The organism is uncultured Algoriphagus sp. (assembly GCF_963974835.1).
Classification (GTDB): Bacteria; Bacteroidota; Bacteroidia; order Cytophagales; family Cyclobacteriaceae; genus Algoriphagus.
The window spans coordinates 356,618-376,326 of the sequence record NZ_CAXBET010000001.1; the positions used below are offsets into that span (position 1 = coordinate 356,618).

At 39.3% G+C, this 19,709-nt stretch carries 20 protein-coding genes; 4 read left to right on the forward strand and 16 right to left on the reverse strand.

The features are described 5' to 3' along the window. Window positions 1–30 precede the first annotated feature (30 nt). On the reverse strand, window positions 31–750 hold the full coding sequence (locus AACZ73_RS01605) for a DNA alkylation repair protein (protein WP_339874798.1): 720 nt from the start codon (window positions 748–750) through the stop codon (window positions 31–33). 26 nt (window positions 751–776) lie between these two features. Then, window positions 777–3,173, reverse strand: coding sequence for a TonB-dependent receptor (locus tag AACZ73_RS01610; RefSeq protein WP_339874800.1), 2,397 nt, complete (start codon window positions 3,171–3,173; stop codon window positions 777–779). Window positions 3,174–3,816: 643 nt separating this feature from the next. On the opposite strand from AACZ73_RS01610, the gene AACZ73_RS01615 reads away from it, so the two are divergent. Both AACZ73_RS01615 and AACZ73_RS01620 read left to right on the forward strand, forming a co-directional pair. Then, window positions 3,817–4,431 carry a response regulator transcription factor gene (locus tag AACZ73_RS01615; RefSeq protein WP_339874801.1) on the forward strand — a complete coding sequence of 205 codons (615 nt, stop codon included), beginning with the start codon at window positions 3,817–3,819 and terminating at the stop codon, window positions 4,429–4,431. Window positions 4,432–4,543: 112 nt separating this feature from the next. Then, window positions 4,544–4,819 carry a hypothetical protein gene (locus AACZ73_RS01620; protein ID WP_339874804.1) on the forward strand — a complete coding sequence of 92 codons (276 nt, stop codon included), beginning with the start codon at window positions 4,544–4,546 and terminating at the stop codon, window positions 4,817–4,819. 13 nt (window positions 4,820–4,832) lie between these two features. Here AACZ73_RS01620 and AACZ73_RS01625 read toward each other — a convergent pair whose 3' ends face one another. The 5 genes from AACZ73_RS01625 to pyrF form a co-directional block, all read right to left on the reverse strand. Beyond that, window positions 4,833–5,690 carry a nucleoside phosphorylase gene (locus tag AACZ73_RS01625; protein ID WP_339874806.1) on the reverse strand — a complete coding sequence of 286 codons (858 nt, stop codon included), beginning with the start codon at window positions 5,688–5,690 and terminating at the stop codon, window positions 4,833–4,835. 8 nt (window positions 5,691–5,698) lie between these two features. Next, a complete protein-coding gene (locus AACZ73_RS01630) occupies window positions 5,699–6,667 on the reverse strand; it encodes a rhodanese-related sulfurtransferase (protein ID WP_339874807.1) in 969 nt (322 codons plus the stop codon). Between the two features lie 91 nt (window positions 6,668–6,758). Beyond that, window positions 6,759–7,394 (reverse strand): acetyltransferase, encoded by a 636-nt coding sequence (locus AACZ73_RS01635; protein WP_339874808.1) that lies wholly within the window; start codon window positions 7,392–7,394, stop codon window positions 6,759–6,761. A gap of 55 nt (window positions 7,395–7,449) precedes the next feature. Further along, window positions 7,450–8,745 carry a DUF2851 family protein gene (locus AACZ73_RS01640; RefSeq protein WP_339874809.1) on the reverse strand — a complete coding sequence of 432 codons (1,296 nt, stop codon included), beginning with the start codon at window positions 8,743–8,745 and terminating at the stop codon, window positions 7,450–7,452. A gap of 100 nt (window positions 8,746–8,845) precedes the next feature. Beyond that, on the reverse strand, window positions 8,846–9,661 hold the full coding sequence (pyrF, locus tag AACZ73_RS01645; RefSeq protein ID WP_339874811.1) for an orotidine-5'-phosphate decarboxylase: 816 nt from the start codon (window positions 9,659–9,661) through the stop codon (window positions 8,846–8,848). A gap of 63 nt (window positions 9,662–9,724) precedes the next feature. On the opposite strand from pyrF, the gene AACZ73_RS01650 reads away from it, so the two are divergent. Further along, window positions 9,725–10,135 carry a hypothetical protein gene (locus tag AACZ73_RS01650; RefSeq protein WP_339874813.1) on the forward strand — a complete coding sequence of 137 codons (411 nt, stop codon included), beginning with the start codon at window positions 9,725–9,727 and terminating at the stop codon, window positions 10,133–10,135. 8 nt (window positions 10,136–10,143) lie between these two features. Here AACZ73_RS01650 and AACZ73_RS01655 read toward each other — a convergent pair whose 3' ends face one another. From AACZ73_RS01655 to AACZ73_RS01665, 3 genes are all read right to left on the reverse strand, one after another. After that, complete coding sequence (locus AACZ73_RS01655; protein WP_339874815.1) at window positions 10,144–11,319, reverse strand: ATP-binding protein; 1,176 nt, start codon at window positions 11,317–11,319, stop codon at window positions 10,144–10,146. 75 nt (window positions 11,320–11,394) lie between these two features. Next, complete coding sequence (locus AACZ73_RS01660; RefSeq protein ID WP_339874817.1) at window positions 11,395–12,276, reverse strand: lysylphosphatidylglycerol synthase transmembrane domain-containing protein; 882 nt, start codon at window positions 12,274–12,276, stop codon at window positions 11,395–11,397. A gap of 22 nt (window positions 12,277–12,298) precedes the next feature. Continuing rightward, window positions 12,299–13,285: a glycosyltransferase family 2 protein gene (locus AACZ73_RS01665; protein ID WP_339874819.1), complete on the reverse strand. Its 987-nt coding sequence runs from the start codon at window positions 13,283–13,285 to the stop codon at window positions 12,299–12,301. A 119-nt stretch (window positions 13,286–13,404) separates the two neighbouring features. Here AACZ73_RS01665 and AACZ73_RS01670 point away from each other — a divergent pair, with 119 nt between their 5' ends. Beyond that, window positions 13,405–15,069: a glycosyltransferase family 39 protein gene (locus tag AACZ73_RS01670; protein WP_339874821.1), complete on the forward strand. Its 1,665-nt coding sequence runs from the start codon at window positions 13,405–13,407 to the stop codon at window positions 15,067–15,069. 14 nt (window positions 15,070–15,083) lie between these two features. On the opposite strand, the gene AACZ73_RS01675 is transcribed toward AACZ73_RS01670, so the two are convergent. The 6 genes from AACZ73_RS01675 to atpC all read right to left on the reverse strand — a co-directional run bounded on the left by AACZ73_RS01675 (window position 15,084) and on the right by atpC (window position 19,691). Next, on the reverse strand, window positions 15,084–16,592 hold the full coding sequence (locus tag AACZ73_RS01675) for a glycosyltransferase family 39 protein (protein ID WP_339874823.1): 1,509 nt from the start codon (window positions 16,590–16,592) through the stop codon (window positions 15,084–15,086). A gap of 72 nt (window positions 16,593–16,664) precedes the next feature. After that, complete coding sequence (gene raiA / locus AACZ73_RS01680) at window positions 16,665–16,970, reverse strand: ribosome-associated translation inhibitor RaiA (RefSeq protein ID WP_091692889.1); 306 nt, start codon at window positions 16,968–16,970, stop codon at window positions 16,665–16,667. 35 nt (window positions 16,971–17,005) lie between these two features. Next, window positions 17,006–17,890, reverse strand: coding sequence for a tyrosine-type recombinase/integrase (locus AACZ73_RS01685; protein ID WP_339874827.1), 885 nt, complete (start codon window positions 17,888–17,890; stop codon window positions 17,006–17,008). 129 nt (window positions 17,891–18,019) lie between these two features. Beyond that, complete coding sequence (rpsU, locus tag AACZ73_RS01690) at window positions 18,020–18,214, reverse strand: 30S ribosomal protein S21 (RefSeq protein WP_057940466.1); 195 nt, start codon at window positions 18,212–18,214, stop codon at window positions 18,020–18,022. Between the two features lie 206 nt (window positions 18,215–18,420). After that, the gene (locus AACZ73_RS01695; RefSeq protein WP_339874829.1) at window positions 18,421–19,299 is read right to left on the reverse strand and encodes a glycoside hydrolase family 16 protein; all 879 of its coding nucleotides are present in this window, start codon (window positions 19,297–19,299) and stop codon (window positions 18,421–18,423) included. Window positions 19,300–19,445: 146 nt separating this feature from the next. Continuing rightward, on the reverse strand, window positions 19,446–19,691 hold the full coding sequence (gene atpC / locus AACZ73_RS01700) for an ATP synthase F1 subunit epsilon (RefSeq protein WP_057936785.1): 246 nt from the start codon (window positions 19,689–19,691) through the stop codon (window positions 19,446–19,448). Window positions 19,692–19,709: the final 18 nt, after the last annotated feature.

Here is a 19,709-nt window from a genome sequence, read left to right on the forward strand (position 1 = left end):
TGGCTATAGAATATTTCTTTTGGTTAAAGCTTATTCCAGCTTTCCTTTTAAAAATTGATTTCTCAATTCCGGATTAAACTTCTCAATGGCATATCTTAATGCAGTGCGAGGCATGATTTGATAGTGTCTTCTTAAAAAGCTCATCTCAACCTCAAAGTCTCTATTACCTATCTCACGAAGCATCCATCCAACAGCCTTATGGATCAAATCATGTTGATGATGAAGAAGTTTTTCAGCTAATTCCAATGCATCAGTAAAACGATCTCGCTTGATCCAATAATAAGTACTAATCATTGCGACTCTTTGCCTCCAGAGATGATCCGTCCAGGCTAATTCATAGAAAAGTTCTTTGTCTCTATCCAAATAATAGTGTCCCAAAATATGATGGCATGAGCTATCCACCAAATCCCAATTATTAACATAATTAAGATGGGACAAATAGAAATCTACTAACTTCTTTCGATCCGTATCATTTTTTAACTTTTGATACCGATAAACAAGAATGTAAACTGCTGTAAGTCTAACTTCATGATATACATGATGCAATAATTCCTCAATTTCTGAGTAGCTGATATCCTTAAAAACTTCCTTTGCTATTTTGCGCTGCTCGGGCACTTTTACTCCTAAAAACTGGTCTCCCTCCCCATATTCACCGGGTTTACATTTGAAGAATTTAGGAAAAAAAGCTGCTTTTTCGGGGATAGCTTTGTCAGCCAATGCAGCTTTGATTTGTTCTGTTAAAAGACTCATGGTTAAAATAGAAAACTTTACATTTTCTAGAAATCATCCCCATCATCTCCTCCTTCTCTTCGGCTTTCATTTCCCTGACGCTGCTCCTTGAATCCTCCGAATCTATATGTAAAAGCAAGAGTTCCTACCCGCGTTTCTCTCTGAAAAACTCGCTTCTCATCAAATCGTGGATTGTTGGTTGTAATTCTGAAATTACGGGTATTGAAGACATCGCTCACATTAGCGGATATAGTTGCTTTTCCGTTGAATAAATCCTTTCTCAATCCAACATTTAAACTGTATTGAGGTTCAATCTGGCCTTGCGGAAGAACAATTGGACCTCGATAGTTTCCTTGGACTTGTACGTTAAACCAGTTAGGGACAAGCCAATTTGCTAGTAAATTAAGCGTCCAACTGAAATTCTCATTACTGAAATCTTCCTCAATATTTTCAGCATTAATTTTAGAGTAAAATAGATTTCCAGTCAAAGTAGCATCCAGATTTTTAACAATCTGGACTTGGTTGATCAGCTCAAAACCAGTACTGGACCGGGTATCTGCATTTTGGCGACTCTGAATGGCCACATTGTCATCAGTCAGGATCGTAATCCTCGTCTCTACATCGGTGCTAAATCGATGGTATACCGTGGCATTTAGCAAATATTTTTCCCAGCCTTTCATATAGCCAACTTCATAGCTATCGGTAAATTCCGGCTGTAAATATGGATTTCCTATGCTGAAATTGTATTGGTCACGAACTCTGTATATTGGGGCAAGATCCCAAATACTTGGTCTTGAGATTCTACGAGTGTAATTCAATGTCAACTCATTTTCGTCTGCAATTGTATAGCTTAAAAAAGCACTTGGAAAAACATTGAAGTAGTCATTTGGAATGCTTTCATTATTCCTTACCGTTTTTCCAAGAGTCTCTGTGTATTCCCCCCTTAGACCTAATTGGTAACCAAACTTTCCTTTGGTATTTCTGTAGGTGAAATATGCAGCATATACATGCTCATCAAAATCAAACGTATCTGACAGAGAATCCACCACTACCGGTTCAAAATCGCTAAACTCATCACCTTGTGCAAATTCCTGACTCCATTGCCAATTTCCAACGGTTGCTTTAAATCCCGTCTCAATAGATGCTCCATTAGTAAAAGGCTTCTCGTAATCCAATTGCGCTACATATAGGTTGCTGGTCCTTGGCCTTTCATTAGTTTGAGTCAGTCGCTTAGTAGGATCTGAATTTCCATCGGCATTGAAAAATTGCTGATTATAAAATTCAGTCTGCTCTCTGTTGTCATAAGAGTATGAAAGAGAGGAATAAAGCTTTTGGCCCAGTGAATCAATATTCCACGTATAGTTGATCCCACCTTCGTAATTTCCACTAGTACTTAATTCATCATTAATGCGCACAAAACTGGAATCCAGCGAACCACTTTCACTCAGATTGCGCTGGGTTATGTTTGCATATTCTACCTCATCGTCGAAATTCCCCTGGAAATAAATTCCCAACATCCCTCTATCTGAAACATTATAATCAACTCCAGTTCTGATCAAATGAGTTTTTTCTACTTCGTAGCCATCCTGAACTTGTTCCAATCTCGGAGAAAATCCTTCTAAATAGTTATTCCGACTTCCTTCTCCATTTTCACGCTGGCGTCTATCCTGCCAATTATAGGATGCATAGAAATTTGCTTTTTCAGTTCCGTAATTCAGATTTATTCCGGCTTGATATTTCTCCCTGGTCCCAATCGAAGCATTCACCTGCCCATTAAACCCAGTTTTTTCATTCTTTTTAAGAACAATATTAATAATTCCGCCCACGCCTGTAGCATCGTACCTTGAAGATGGATTTGTAATCAATTCTACCGATTTGATACTATTTGCTGGAAACTGTGATAGTATACTCTCCGCATCATCTCCTGAAAGATTGGATGGCCTCCCGTTAATGTATATCAGGATATTTCCACTACCTCGCATCGTAATTCCTCCCTCGTCATCAACTTGAATAGATGGCAACGTACCAAGAAGCTGAGAAGCTGTTTGACCCTCTGCTACGATACTGTTTTCTACATTGTAGGTTCTCTTGTCAATATCCGATTCAAACATAGAGGTCACACCTTCAACGACTACTTCGTCCAAATTTTGGGCATCCTCTTCTAGTGTGATTGTTCCTAAGTTGACAGAGTTCTTGTTTGACGGCAAAGTGATTTTCTCATAAAATTCTAAATACCCTATGAAACCTACCCTCAAGATGTAATCACCCGCAGCGGTGGAAAACTCAAAGCTCCCATCAAGCTCACTCATTCCTCCAGTAACTACAGCAGAATCCCTTGGATGAAGCAAGGCGATATTTGCAAACTCAAGTGCAGATTCGCGTTTGCCATCCATTACTTTACCTTTTAATTTGATTTCCTGTGAAAAAGAATCAAATGAGGACATGAAGAAAAAAAATAAAATTGAAATGGGTGAAATTCTATTCATTGTAGTGGATTAAAATGGGTTCTCGTATAATGGCTTTTTATTAGTTTACTCTCAAACAATTAATTATCAAATAATTATAAAATCTTCCTATTTAAGTAAACCTTTAAATCTGACGAAGGTTTTGATTTCAGCCTAAAACTTTTCCTAAGGAAAATTGTCTTGATAATATGGTAATAAGATTTATGGTCGGTGATTTTTAATCCGCAGAGATTTTAAAAGTGTTATTAGGTTGCACTTATATTACCCTTAAAATATTAAATTCATTATATTAAGAGTAATTCGATTGAAAACAGAATGAACTTATTCTTTAAGCATTGTTTTTACCATAATATCGGTCATGCTTATTTATAGGATTGACTCATGAAATAATCATTTGATTAGTAGCAAGGTCACGAGGAATCTTAATTGACTGTAAATTTTACCTATTGTTAGTAAGGAAGTTAGATTGAATTATTAAGTCAATGAAAATTGATTTGAGTTTTTGGAAAAATTGAATGACTTTCATAGGATCGGGCTGGAACACTCAAAAAAGCATTATTCCTCTGAATGAAAGAATGAAAGCCTACAGTGGAAGGAGAGTGGTAACATGTCTAAATGATATATGTCTAATCAAAAACCAACAGTAATAATAGCCGACGATCATCCCATCCTCCTCAAAGGATTACATGATTTTCTCATTGAAATTGGACTTAACATCGTCGCCACAGCTAAGGATGGTAAAAGCGCATTAGACCAAATTACCAAGTTCAAACCTCAAATTGCTATTCTAGATATGGATATGCCCGGCAAATCGGGTTTAGAGGTAGCTTCAGATTGCAAAAAACTTAAAATTGACACAAAAATCATTCTTTTGACACTTCATAAGGAGATATACCTTTTTCACCAAGCAAAAGAATTAAATCTTTCTGGATATATCCTAAAGGAATTTGCCTTGGATGACTTATCGAGGGCCGTATCAGAAGTGTTAGCCGGTGGTAATTTTTTTAGTGAGAAAATTTTTGAGGAAATTAAACAGACTCCCCTCACTCCTTCAGAAGTAAAAATCCTACGGTTAATAGCGGATGGACTTACTACTAGAGATATTGCAGAAAAACTTTTTATCTCAGAGCGTACTGTAGACAAGCATCGGAGTAATATGATTACGAAGCTAAGTCTAGAGAAAAAACATAACTCGCTGCTAATCTGGGCTCAAAAGAATCGCGATATCATAGATTAACAACACATTTTTATCTGTTAAATTGAAATATACGTGTTTATACGTATTGAATCAGTTATTGATTTTAAGTAGGTTTGGTTAAATATTTTAGCTCACACCAACTTTTTATAACATGAAAATCTCAAGCTACCAAGGTAATTTTAAAGTAATCCAGACCATAAAAAACCGTGACGAGCTGCTTGTCTTGGGTTCTTGGAAGGATTTAGTGAGAATGTTCGACAGCAGTAGAACTTTTTTAGTAAATAAAAGTGAATCGCTTTTTGGGATTTACCTCTGCAAACAAGAATGCGCAGAATTTGTCAACAGAATAATCAAGGATATTGATTATCATGAATGGGAAGATTTCAAAGTAGATAAAACCGTTTATCAAAGTCTATTTCAGGCATAAGGGTGATTTTTTTTCAGCAATAAACTTCTAAGGCTGCGCGGATCATACGATCAACGGTTTTTTCAGCTTCTTTATCAAACTCTCCACTTGGACGATTAGCCACTATTGCATTGAGACTCAGCATCCGGTGATTCAATAATTGTCCCATGGCATAATAACCTGCTGTTTCCATTTCAAAGTTGGTCATCTTCAAATCATCAACTTTTAACTCTGACAATCGCTCAATCATATTATCCATTTTCGGCTTTATCCTAATTTCTCTCCCTTGAGGAGCATAGAAGCCTGGTGCAGTGAGTGTAACTCCCCGATGAAAATCTGCAGATAATTTTAGTAAAAGCTCCGGAGAAGCAGATGCCTGATACGGTAAAAAAGTAAGTCCCAAGGTTTCCTTGACTAACTCAGACCATTCTTGGTTTCCTTCTAGCTTAGGATAAAACTGCATTAAGGTATCAACGCCAACAGCAATCTCGGAAGCCAATAAACTACCCACCGGAAGATCTACCTGCATGCTACCTGAGGTTCCTAATCGAATTATTTCCAAACTCTCTTCTTTAGGCTTGACAGTATGGGTTTTGAGATCCACGTTGACCAAGGAATCCAGTTCAGTCATCAAAATCTCCACGTTATCAGTACCCATGCCAGTAGACATCACGGTAATTCGTTTCCCTTTGATTCTGCCTGTATGCGTCACAAATTCCCGCTTGCTACCTTTGAAATCAATCTGATCAAAATATTTGGATACCAAAGGCACTCGATCAGGGTCCCCCACAGTAAAAACAAGTGAAGCCAGATTTTCTGGCTTCAAATGCAAATGATAAATGCTTCCATCAGCATTTAATATCAATTCGGATTCTGGAATTTGTCTGCTCACACTACAAGTTAAGCATTTGATTTTTCTTTGCCTTTACGGACAAGGCCTTTATAGGGATTATACCCATTCGTGTTTTTCTGATAATACCCAGTTCCGTCGTAAGCACGTTTTTCAGGATTCTCCTTGCACTCAATAGAGCAAGTTCCTTCCATTTCCCAACCACATTTTTCGCACATTGGAACGTGCACATTACAAGTCTGATTGGCGCAGTTAACCATACGGTCTGAAGGCGTCCCACAAACGTGGCATTTAGAAACCATCTTTGGATTCACGGTATTCACATCCACAGCTATTCTATTGTCAAACACATAGCATTTCCCCTCAAAATCTTCTCCTCCAGCTTCCATACCATACTTGATGATTCCACCGTGTAGCTGGTAAACATCTTCAAAACCTTGCTCCAATAGAAATGCAGAGGCTTTCTCACATTTAATCCCTCCAGTGCAATATGTCAACACCTTCTTATTCTTCAGGTGCTCAAGCTCTTTTACTTTTTCAGGAAAATCACGGAAGTTGTCAATATCAAGTGTCAAGGCATTTTTGAACCGTCCTAGTTCGTGCTCATAATTGGAGCGAACATCCAAGATCACCACATCTTCCTGATCTTTCAATTTCTTGAATTCCTCTGGGTCAAGATGCTTTCCTGTTCTCACATTAGGATCGAGATGTCTTAGTGCACTGTGGACAATCTCAGGCTTATAGCGCACATGAATTTTAGTAAATGCATGCTTATCATGCGAGTCTATTTTGAACTCAGTTTTTGCGAAACGCGGATCTGCATGGATATAAGCCATGTATTTCTCACAGTCTTCTTCCAAACCAGAAACTGTACCGTTCAACCCTTCATCAGAGATAATGATGCGGCCACGGATGTTATTTTCAATACAAAATAGATGATGCTGCTCGCGGTATTCTTCAGGATTTTCAATCTTTGCGTAGAAGTAATAAAGGAGGATTTGATAATTGGTATTTTCCATAACTAATGCCCTGTTGCGGCAGGGTGTTTAAGGATTTATGATTTTGGAATGTTTATTTACGATTTCAAATTTGAAATTTCAGATCTCAAATTTATTTAATTTTTGCGGCAGGATTACCAAATACAGTTTCGTTTGCTCCCACTGTTGCGATTACCACAGATCCAGCTCCTACGCGGGCATTTTTACCAATGGTGACTCCTGAAACGATTGTAGCTCCGGAGCCAATAAAAGCACCTTCTTCAATGATCACATCTGAGTTGATCACAGATCCAGCACCGATTTGTACAAAGTCTCCCAACTTAGCTTTGTGCTCAATAACAGCAGCAGAATTGATAATACAGTGGCTTCCAATCTCAACTCCCGCACCGATATTTACATTGGCATTGATAAAATTGCCATGGCCAATGATGGCATCTGTAGAAATATAAGAACGCTGATGAATCGCATTCACCGGCTGAACTTTACGGCGCTCATTCAATAACTCCACTAAGAATTTACGGTATTTTGGATTTTCTTCAGCCACGAAAGCCTCAGTCTTCTGACCGATTAACTTCAAGAAACCATCATCCTCAGGATTTCCAAGTACTGAAACCGTATTAATCTCTGTCCCGTGGATTTTTTCATCCTCATCTAAGAATCCGTAAACAACTACATTGTTACTGTTGAAAATCTCAAGTGCTGGATGTGCGATGCCTTTGGCACCAAAAATAATAACTGGTTTTTCCATAGTTTTCTGCAATTCAGGCTGCAAAAATACAGGAATTCACTGGCTTACCCAAAAATCATTTGGATTCTGATTTGATCAGCGCTTGGGCTATTTTACACTGAAGACATTTCTTGGGCTGGCAGGAATTCTTGTAAAGTCCAATCATACCCTGGGAATCAAATGCATTTCCTGCTGGCCAACCATAGGACTGGAATTTTGAGATGATATGATTTTTCTCCGGTGAAATCTCCTGCAAAAGATCAAAGCATCGCTCTTGCCAGTCTGACTCTTCAAAATACCGTCCGTAGGCAAACCAAAGCGGAACCACATAATTGATGACCAAAAGCTCCAATACAGTACTGGAAATCCCCGCACTGGTCTGTCTCTCTGAAGGTTTCCCGAAACTATAATGATACTGCCAATATTCGCTGGACTTCACTTTTAGCAATCTTTTAAATCCTGCGAAATCATGAGAATCCTGCATCACAGCCTGAAGTAAATTTGGAGCTTTGGATAAAATCGCCGCTAACTGTGCAATTCTAAGCGTTGGAAAATTACTTGGTCTTACACCCATAAACGTCCAATGCTGACGCTTCATTGTAGAATCCCAACCATATTTTTTACGATAAAAATCATATTCACGAATCAGGTATTGCACATACGGTTCTTCCGATTCTAAGGGGAGTAAGCCAGATTGGCCTAATAGTATAGCCTCCAAAACAGGTAATTGATCTCGATGCTTTTGGAGAATTTTATAAGGAACCAACCGAGCTAATTCGCTCATAGCCCACTTATTTTTTTTAAAGCCAAAGCAGGAGAAAAGCCATCTATAAGCTGTTTCTTCCCAATTGTCGGTCGTAGATTTGAGAATTTGTAGTATCAAAGTAGATTTTTCCTGAAGCCTTTCTACCAAAGCTTTTTCCAGTGTGGAAAATCTGACTATTTCTGGAGCATCTTTCAACCCATGCGCACAAGGCAAGTCCGACTTGTAATCAAGCATACGCTCATAATTCCTCCAGATATCCAAATAAATCAGCCCCTTCAACTCTAAGGTTGGCATTGCAGTCCCGTCATTTCTGAGCACTTCTAGATCATCCTCCCAGACTACATGTAGCACAACGGAATTATAAGCTGGATTACCGCCATGAGCATGTTGTTTCCATTCGCTCGCTAATCTATGCACCTCAACATGTCCGTGAAGTGTTATTCCTCCAATGACCACAACCGAATCATGGAAGTCAGGACCTTCTCCTTGATTATGGAATCCTACTTGGATAATTTTTAATTCTTCACCTGAAGTAATGTGAAGCTTCGCCTTTTCGAAATATTGGTATTTCCAGACTAGCTGTAAAAAGTCTTCTTTAAAAGTCATAAAAGTATAGGTTAAAAGTCAAGTGAATCTAACCAAAAACTAAAAAATAAAAAAGTCAGGAAGCCCTGACTTTCAAATTATTAGATAATGAAATATCTACTTAAAGATACTTCTCAAGTAAAGTCTCCATTTCCTGTTGCAACTGTATAGCTTCCAGTCTCGCTGCTTTTCCGAAGTCTTTTTCTCCTGAAGCATAAATTATCCCTCGGCTAGAATTCACCAAAAGCCCACAAGTGGAATTCATGCCATACTTTACGACATCAGCTAAGCTTCCACCTTGAGCTCCAACTCCAGGAACCAAGAAGAAATTATCCGGAACTACTTTCCTTACTTCGCCGATTAACTCACCACGCGTTGCGCCAACCACATACATCAGATTTTCAGGAGTGCCCCATTCTTGACTTTTCTCCAATACAGTTTGATATAAAGGTTTCCCATTTTCGTCTTTGATCAACTGGAAATCCATTGAACCGACGTTGGAAGTAAGTGCAAGTAGAATCACCCACTTGTCCTCAAACTCCAAAAAAGGTGTCACACTATCCGCTCCCATATAAGGTGCAACTGTCACCGAATCAAAGTCCATTTTCTCAAAAAATGCTTTGGCATAAAGCTTAGACGTATTTCCAATATCTCCACGTTTTGCATCTGCGATGGTGAAAATCTCCTGCGGAATAAGTTCGTTAACTTTTTCAAGGGTCTCCCAACCCTTTGGACCCAAAGCCTCGAAGAAAGCGATATTCGGTTTGTAAGCCACTGCATAATCCGCCGTTTCTTCAATAATCTCCTTGCAAAAGCTAAAAATCGGATCAGGCTCAGATTTCAAATGTGTAGGAATCTTAGCCAGATCTGCATCAAGTCCAACACATAAAAAAGATGATTTCTTCTGGATTTGGGCGAAAAGCTCTGCTCTGGTCATGGAATATAGGATTTTGGCAAAGGTAAGAAAAGAGGATTAGCTATTTTTGAAAAAACCTGATTTATGAGAACTGTACTGCTATTGCTCTCCATTTTTGTGGTAATAAACAACTCTCACAGCCAAAATTTAGCGGGGCATTGGCGCTGGATTAATAAAGCTGAAGATAGAAGTTTTGAAATCTACTTAGCCAAACCAAAGGAAGGCGATTCAGTCTATGATTTCGTCGGTGAGCACTGTGGTTCTTTTTACAATGGAGGAAGAGTAGATTGTACTGAAGAGATTTCGATCTATCTTAAAAAAGAAGAGGTTAATATATTCACAGGGAAGATAAAAAGCTCCTATTCTGACGAAATCTCAGAAATTCGCTTAGTCTATTTGCCAGAAAAGAAACAAATCAATTGGCAGGTAATAAAAGGCCAGGGACAATTTTATTTCCCCCACGAAGCCATTTTGATTATTGAGGGAAAAGAATAAAAGGAGATTCAAAAGCCTTCCTTTATTTTTATCATAAATCCAACAAGACCTATAGCAAGCGTATTTTCTCCCAATGGAAATTCATCTTTACCTGCATAGATAAAATATCGATGATCGGCTGATATATCTTCTACAGCATTCAGAAACCCTTTTGAGAGCTTTGGACTCAAGGTTCTTTTGATTTCAATAGCGAAAATTTTCCCATTTAAACTCAAAACTAAATCAAGTTCTGCTCCCCCCGAGGTGCGATAAAATCCATAATCAGCTCCTTTCGGCAAAACTGAAATAATATTCTCAATGATGAATCCTTCCCAACTTCCTCCAACCACTGGGTGCCCCAGCAGGTCGTCAATTTTGGTCAGGTTCAATAACGCATGCGTTATTCCAGAATCCCTGATGTAGATTTTGGGAGACTTTACCAGTCGCTTGCCCACATTCACCAGCCAAGGTCTGACAGAACGAATCAGCAAAAGATCTTCAAGCATTTCTACATAGCTTTTAATCGTGGGTGAAGTCAGATCCAGACTTGCTCCAAGTTTGGAAAAATTGATGAGTTGTCCCTGTTGATGAGCCAGCATCGTCCAGAGTCGGCGAAGTCTATTGGCCGGGACAAACTGAGCAATTTGCGGAATGTCTCTTTCCAGATAGGTAGTGATGAAATTTCCTCTCCAGGTCAAACTGGATCTATCCGAGCTCGCCAGAAAACTATCCGGAAAACCTCCACGCAGCCATAGTTTTTCCACATTACCATCCGAAAAATCTGCTTCCAACACATTAAAACCTGGAAGTTCTTCATAAGCAATTCTTCCTGCCAGTGATTCGGACGATTGCCGAATCAGATCCAAAGAAGCGGAACCCAAAATCAGAAATTGACAAGATCGAAAGCCCTTCTTTCTTCTTCGATCAATCACACCGCGTAAAAGTGGAAACAGGTCAGGCATTCGCTGGATTTCATCTAAAATGATCAATCGTCCTTCATGCAGGTCAAAATATTGCTCTGGTTCTGCGAGCTTGCTACGGTCTGAGGGACTTTCAAGATCTAGATAAATAAACTGAGAGCCGATTCTTTCCACGAGCTCCTGCACCAAAGTAGTTTTACCTACTTGCCGTGGACCAAGAATCGCTATTGCCGGAAAATCAGGCATCAATTCTTGCAATTTAAAAGTCAAACCTCTTACAATCATCCTTGCAAATTTAAAATCAAATTTTAAATTTGCAAGGATGATTTTTTATTATTTAATTGATAACCAATAATTTATCTATTTTTCATCAAAATCAATTGAAATCATAGATCCTGTCAGAGAAACCATCGCTGTGATCAAGAAAAATATCAAACTGAATGCAACTGCAATCGCCTCATCAATGCCTGCATAGGTGTGAGCGTAGACGAAAACCAGTTCGCGTGCACCAACTCCTCCGATTGTCAAAGGCAGCACTGCCACGATGGAAGAAAGCAGAAAAACCAGTTGATAGGCAAGGAAATTCTCGGTTACTCCCAAGCTTTTTAGTATAAACCATGCACATACTAATTGCGCTAGCTGTCCAGCCATGGACCATCCATTTGCCTTCAAAAAAGATGGTAGAAATGCTTTAAACATCAATTTCTGCATGACCCAAAATGCTGGAAAAACCAACAAAGCGGCTATACCAACTAAGATCTCCCAAGGAATTTGCGAGTCAAAAGGCAAAGTCAAGTCCACTGGAAGAATCAAGACTAGCAATAAAAAGATAATAGCTACCAAACCACCCAGGCGATCTAATAGCGATGCTTGCACCAGTGATTTGACAGGAGTTTTATACTGTTTATTGAGTAGATAAATTTTATACCCATCACCGCCAATTCCTCCTGGAAGAAAAAGGTTGTAAAACATCCCAATCAGGTAAAGCTTGATATTGAGCTTTTCCGATATGAATAGGCCAATATTTTTGAAGTAGAGATTTAAGCGAAATGCAGTAAAAAGCTTGCTAAGCACAAAAGTTAAAACCGCAGGAAGCAACCAAAGCCAGTGAATAGTTTTGGTGATTTGCCAAAGCTGATCAGTATCGATTTTGCGAAAAACAAGAAACAACGCAAAGCCTGTCAAAACCAGTTTTAAGGCAGTTGTTAATTTCTTCTTAAGAGAACTCTTTGTTTTCGCCAAAATTCAATTGCTGTATGAAAACCTAGTTGGCTCCGTCTATTTCTTGCTGCGCTGCAACTATCGGATCCAGTACTCCCTGATAAACAGATTTGATGCTATAGGTCGTCTTGTCCTGAGACTCGAAATATGTTCTAACAATGATCTCAGCGATAATTCCCGTGGTGATAAACTGAATACCTCCTAGCACCAAAATAAAACCAAGGATCATAATCGGCCTGCCCCAGATATCCTCTCCCATTATTTTTAGGATGAGTAAGTAAAAATTAATCAACAAGCCAATCAAAAATGCGATGATCCCAATTCCTCCAAACAGGTGAATTGGACGCTGAAAGTACTTTTGAAAAAACAACATCAGAATCAAATCCGACATCACTTTGAAGGTCCGACTTAAGCCATATTTAGACTCGCCATGAATTCGTGGATGATGCTTCACATCCATCTCAGTCATTTTGGCCCCTTGCTGCTTTGCCAAAACAGGAATAAAACGGTGTAACTCTCCATAAAGACCCATCCCCTGAGCAATCTCGGCTTTGTAAACCCTAAGTGTACAACCGTAATCTTTCAAGTAAACTTTGGTTGTATTTCTGATCACCCAGTTGGCGATTTTACTTGGAATTTTGCGAAGCACAAACCCATCTTTTCTATTCGCTCTACGTCCTGCAACCACATCCCATTCTTCATCGATTGCCTTTTGAAGCATCACAGGAATGTCAGTTGGGTCATTTTGCAAATCCCCATCCATGGTGGCAATGTATTCGCCGGTAGCCATGTCTATTCCTGCTGCCAAAGCAGTAGTCTGACCAAAATTTCTATTGAAAACAATCAGCTTGGTTCTGCTGTTAGCATACTTTTTTACCTCAGCTACAGTCCGATCCGTAGAACCGTCTTCAATCAAAATCACTTCATAATCGATTGCTTGAAGAGCAGAATAAGTAGCTTCCAAAAGAGGCTGGATATTATCCTCTTCATTGTAAACAGTGATTACTACAGAAATAAGTGGCTTGGACATGCGATAAGATTTTGTCAAAAATACGGTAAAATACTTCCTAGGACAAAAAAGCTGGGGTTCGCTTTCGGAAGCCAACGAAAATTTGGTGTGACAAAGTTCAATCACATTATCTTTGCAGCATGTCTTTAGTTACCTCTGAAAAATATCAAATCAGCCCTTGGGTAGTCATGATTGCTTTTGCCATTCTGATTGGACCTTTTGCATTAAGCTTTCATATGCATTACCCAGATGAGATGTACTACACAGATGCTGCGGTGAAAATGCTGCAAAATGGAGACTATTTGACAACCTACTTGGGCAGTGGTGAATTACGTTTCAAAAAGCCCATTGGGACCTATTGGACGGTATTGGCTGGCTTCAAACTGTTTGGTGTTACGCCATTTGCATCTCGATTTTTCTTTTTGATCGCAGGTGCGTTGACCATTGGATTTACCTATTGGGCAGCAAAGGTTCTTTTTGAAGACAAAAGAATAGCCGGACTTTCTACCCTAATCATGGCTTCGAATCCCGTTCTGATTTTCAGTGCGACCCGATCTATTCCAGATGTATTGCTAGTAATGACGATGACCGCAAGCGCGGTGGGTTTTGCGGGACTAATTCGCTTTGGTAACGCTACTCCGAAAAAATACCTATGGATTCTTTATGGCAGTTTAGCATTAGCATTTGAGGTAAAAGGCCTTCCTGCTGCCGCTCTAGGTGGAATTGGAATCATTTATCTCCTTTTCAATCCTTGGAAAAAAATCTCATTCAAGACACTTTTCCACATCCCTTCCATTTTAGTCAGCTTGTTTATCGCATTGTTTTGGTTTGCAGCTATGTGGAAAATCCATGGACCAACTTACTTAGATAGCTTCTTGGAAGACCAAGTGGGAACTCGAGTGGCATCACGCTATTTACTCATTATCCAAAATGGCTTTCTGGCACTAGGAATCCTGATTTTGATCTTTCTGCCTTGGGTTTTTTTTGGCCTTTCAAAAGCTAAAAAATCAATTACTACTGCTAGAAAAGAAGATCCTGTTTTCTTCTGGTTTGCGATACTGTGGGGCTTGGCAATTCTCGGAATGGGGGCGATGACGAGTAAATTCTACGAGCGTTATTTACTTCCAGTTGCTCCGGTCTTAGCAATTCTACTGGCATGGATTCTTGTAAAGGCTGACTTCGAAAGCAAAAGAACAGGATTAAAAATCACAAGTTGGTTTTTCCTCATTCTGAATACCATCGTATTCCTTTTTAGCATTTGGCTAAATGCCAATTTAGGAGCTACTGTTTTGATTTGGCTTCAACTAGGACTTGCCTTTGCCATTTTAGGTTATTTAGGAAAGCTCACCACAAAAGGCATCAAACTACCAAAAGCAATAGCTTATGGCTTTCTTCTATTATTCTTTTTGATCTCAACTGGGACTTATCAAATTTCATTGCCAGACCAAGGTCAGCAGGTCAAAGCCTTTGCGGTAAAGGAACAAATTGACCGAACTGCGAAAATTGGTTTTATAGGAAATCTACATACCAGCAGCAAAATTAGAATCGGTTTAGGAACAGATTTCCAAATGATCGATTTGCCGCGCTATGAGTTTAGGGATGAGATAAAAAATTACGACCGATTGATCATTGAGGATAAATACATGGATTCTATCGATGCCTCTGGATTTCAACAAAAAGTAGCATCTATAAATTGGGCATCACGTGCGATTCCTGATTTACTTAAAAATGCTGGAAACTCAGATTTTGAACAAATCTTAGCTGAAAAAGGCCAGAAATATTATTGGCTAGAAAGAACCAAATAATAAGCTTATAAAACTCAATAGGTGTCAGCCTGATAAGGATTGAACTTCTCCAACTTTCTCCAGACCTGAATTTTAGCCGCTCGAAGAGGTTCACCCCTGAATGTAATCGGCAACTCTTCCTCGTAGATCAATTCCTGGAAATCGGCAAATTCTCTAGGGGATTCGTAATTCCAACTCACAAAAATCCCCACTTCATCTTTACCCGCAAATTGCTCCAAGCCTGGCCAAAGATCAAATTGATTTTTTCTAGAACCCATATTTAACATATAGGTTTGTGGATGCTCGGGAAGGTAAAAGGAAAGCTCGGAAGCCATGTGATAGGTCTCTGAAAACACATAAGCACTTTTGATACCCAAACTGTCTTGGATCACTTCCAATCTTTCTGCTAAGGGCTCGTAGCCAGCCATCCTTCTGAAAGCGGATTTCTCCACTTTCTTAATAGCAGGAATACTTTTCAGAAAGGTAATATCCGGAAGCAGAAAAAACAGTGGCAATCCTATGCTTAAACCCACTCCCCAATTACGGATTTTTTGCCACCTCACACTTTGATTGCAAACCCAAGCTGCCGTCAAAATTGCCAAACTGCTATAAGCAAAAACTGGCCAGTTCACCTCTATGGATGTCAGAAAGCTTAAAAACGCAAAGCCGGCCCACGACATGACTGCAGGTAATAATAAATATACCTTTGCCCTTTCTTGGCTTTGAATTGTTTTTCTAAAGGCTCCAAAGAATAGTGGAATAAGAAATATAGAAATCATTGCCAGCTGTCCACCAACATATTCAAAGAATTGCCCAAAAGCCTTCCCAGCATCAAATGGCTTTGATTCGCCTCCACCTCCACCACTGAGTGCAGCCAAATGCTTAAATGTGTCAAAGTTATTTTGCCAGTTCCAGATTAAAGCCGGGATAAAACCCATTAAAGTGATTAACACAAAAAGAATAAAATTCTTGCTTTGAGCCTTCCAGCTTTTAGTATAAATAAGATACAAAAGCAGAAAAGGGAAAATCAGGATCAGGACCATCTTAGCCATCAATCCAAATGCGGCCGCCACACCGGCCCATATCCACCAGGACTTTTTCCCATCCTCCACGCCTCTGTAGGCTAAATAAATACTTAATGCCCAGAAGAAGGTAAGCGAGCTGTCAGTCATATGAAAAGTGGAAGCCAACCACCACATGGGCATAGCCTGAAGTATCATCGCTGACCAGAACCCTACCTGTGGAGAATACAGATATCTACCAAAGAGGAACGTGACCCAAGATATCCCAACACCACATAAAATCGCATTTATACGCACTCCCAGCTCAGTATTTCCTAAAATAGCCGTGCTTATGTAATTGAGTACTGCCACCAGAGGAGGCTTGGAGTAATAGTGCCAAGCCATATTCTCTGACCAGAGCCAGTATTGAGCTTCTTCGGTAAACAGGTCTATCTCTGGACGAAGTGTGAATAAAACCTTGGCGATCACAAGCGAAAGTGAAATAATCCAGAAATAGATAGTATAGCTTGTAGACCTATGCATTGAATTTGGTTTGAATAAAAAAAGGCATCTCCCATTACTGAGAGATGCCGCAAATTTAGTTACGCTAGCTTATTACTGCTTAGCAAGCACTACTTTTTCTTTGTGTTTCTTGATTTGACGTCTTAGTCCTTCGATGGCATCATCAGAAGCAGCCTCAAATGAATCTGACTGGCTTTTGGTGAAAAATTGCTTTCCTGGAACATTCATCTTGATTTCTACAATTTTATTAGAGTTGTTGTCATTTTTGTCAAGCCTCAAAAAAACCTCTCCGTCTATGATTTGATCATAGTAAGTATCCAATTTGTCAGCTTTTTTCTGAATAAAGTCGATCAGTTTTCGATCGGCGTCAAAATGGATGGAGTGCATCTGCAGTTTCATATTGATTTGCATTTAGTAGTGAACAAATAATTTATTTATGCTTTCGGATGTGCCTGTTCGAACACAGCCTTAAGTTTTTCCATGGAATTGTGCGTGTACACCTGAGTAGCAGCGAGATTTGCGTGACCCAGCAAGTCTTTTACAGCATTCAGATCGGCGCCTTTATTAAGAAGGTGAGTAGCAAAAGTATGTCTCAGCACATGAGGACTGCGCTTTGATGTCTGCGCAAAAAGGTCCAGATAATGCCTGACGATGCGAAAAATCATCATAGGGTAACTTTGCTTTTGTTGATTGCTGACAATAAAATACTCACTTTGACCTACTTTTGAAAACCTTTCCTCAAATACTTTTTTGTACAGCAAAATATTCTGTTTTAAGCCTTTTGTAATAGGAATAATTCTTTCCTTTTTTCTTTTCCCAAGCACTTTCACCGAGTCTTCAATTAGATTTACATCTGACCATTTTAAACCAATTAATTCCGAAAGCCTGACGCCAGTGAGATAAAGAAATTCCATTACCATCTTATCACGCTGACCTTCAAAACTCGGCTCGTAAACGCTTTCATCTAGAACGGCAAGAATCGTATCTTCCTGTACAAACTCGGGAAGTTTCCTTGGGTTTTTAAGACCTTTTAACTTATACGTTGGATCCTTTGAAATGATCCGTGATCTAAGCAAAAACTTGTAATATGACCTCAGAGTGGCGATTTTACGATTGACTGAAGTTGTACTTAACCCACTATCTACTAGGTCAATTACCCATGCCCGAAGCTCTGGATGTTGGGCCTCTGAAATTTCATTTATTTCGAAAGAAAGCGCCAAAAACTCCTCAAACTGGGTCAAATCCCGACGGTATGCCTCTACAGTATGTGGGCTGGCTTTCTTCTCAAACTCTAAATAATTGACAAAGGAATCGATCATATATCACGTATCTCAGGAGATAAGTTAGGAGAAAAAATGACAAGTAATACTTACCTAAATCACAAAAGGACATAAAAAAACACACCTACCTGAAGGCAAGTGTGTTTAATATCTGAAGATCAAAACTGATTACTTCGCTGCCTCTTCTTGAAGATGCTGCTTGTAAGCCGCTTTGATTACTTGTGCTCTTCTTTTAATGGAAGGCTTAGTGAAAGCTTGTCTCGCACGAAGTTCACGGACTGCACCAGTCTTGTCAAACTTCTTTTTGAAACGCTTTAGCGCTTTCTCGATTGACTCGTTCTCTTTTACGTTAACTATGATCATATCTATACACCCCCTTTCGTGGGCACAAAGGTATGGATAATATTCTAAAAACAATGGACCAGAGTAATAAACTCCTTAAAACCCAGCGTCGCCAACTATTCCACTCTTATTGCAACGCATCAATAGGAAGTAGCCATTGACACCAACGCTTAAAATCTCACAGCCGTGAAAAAGGAACATTTTTAAGTGTCTCTAAACAAAACTGGCTAGTTCGTTTCGGGCAGGTATTCCATCCAATCCACTTCTAGTTCAAATGGATATTTTGGCTTCTCCAATGAATTTGGATTGCCTTCCACTGCCCAGTCCTGAGTATGCCAAAAATTCATTCTATACTTTGAAGCATGTTGTGGGGTTCCAAGCTTTGAACCTTGGTAATCCCAAAGAGTAAGTGTGTCTGCAGTTTCGGGATGGATCATCCACCATCTCAATTGATCGCTTTTCCAGTCAAAACCATAAGTATAAAACTGATTTGAAGCGTCGTAATTTTTAATTGCTGGAATCGTTTCAGGCATATTTTGAACTCCTTCTAATGGAGTAGGCTTGCCATCGTAATTAATCTTTGAAATAGTCTCAATGATTTCGCCTTTTGCTAGATTGATAATCCTTCCGATGCGCTGTAGCTTACCAGTCTGACCTGTCCACGTTCCCACATAGATAATCCTTGGATCCGCGATAAGCCATTCAAAGTCAATTTCACTAAGCCCTTCCTTCCCATCTTCATGATAAGTAAAGTAACCTACAACAGCACCTACATTTGATTGCTTCTCCGTGACATCAGGAACTTTTAAGCGAGTGGAATAAGTCCCAAAATGCGTAAACTTCTTTGATATAATCTCAGGACCTTTTCCAGGGCCTGCTTCATCGAGAGGATTTAACTTAAAGGAAAGAATTTCTTTTCCTGGCTCTGTTGGAGAACCCACTCCCATATTAAACTTGAAATCGTCTTTACTACCAGTTGAACCATAGTAAAAATAGTTCGATTTTGATTTCGAGAAATCCTCACGAAACTGCTTATGGTACTTTTGGGAATCACTTTTAGCGAAAAAAATCATCGACACAAATAAAAGGGAGAGTATAAACTTCATATTCGAAGATAGAAGAAAACTATTATCAATTGATCATAATTGTATTTGCGATTTTTTATAACGTCGTACTTATTAACTGAAAATAAATCAACAAAAAAGGTGTCCCGTTTGCACGGGACACCTTCTTTCTATCTTTCAATTATTGCTTAGGCGACTACTTTCTCAGCTAGCAATACAATCACATTGTCTTTTACTTCCACTACGCCGCCATCCACTATCATGGATTGCTTTCCTTCAGGAGTGGTAAAGGAAACAGTTCCCTTTGCCAAAGCCGAAACGATCGGGGCGTGATTATTCAGCACCTGAAATGATCCATTCGCACCAGGAAAACTGGCTTCGGATACTTCACCCTGAAATACTTTTTTGTCCGGTGTGACGATTTCTAAATGCATGGAATTTTTATCGTTTGG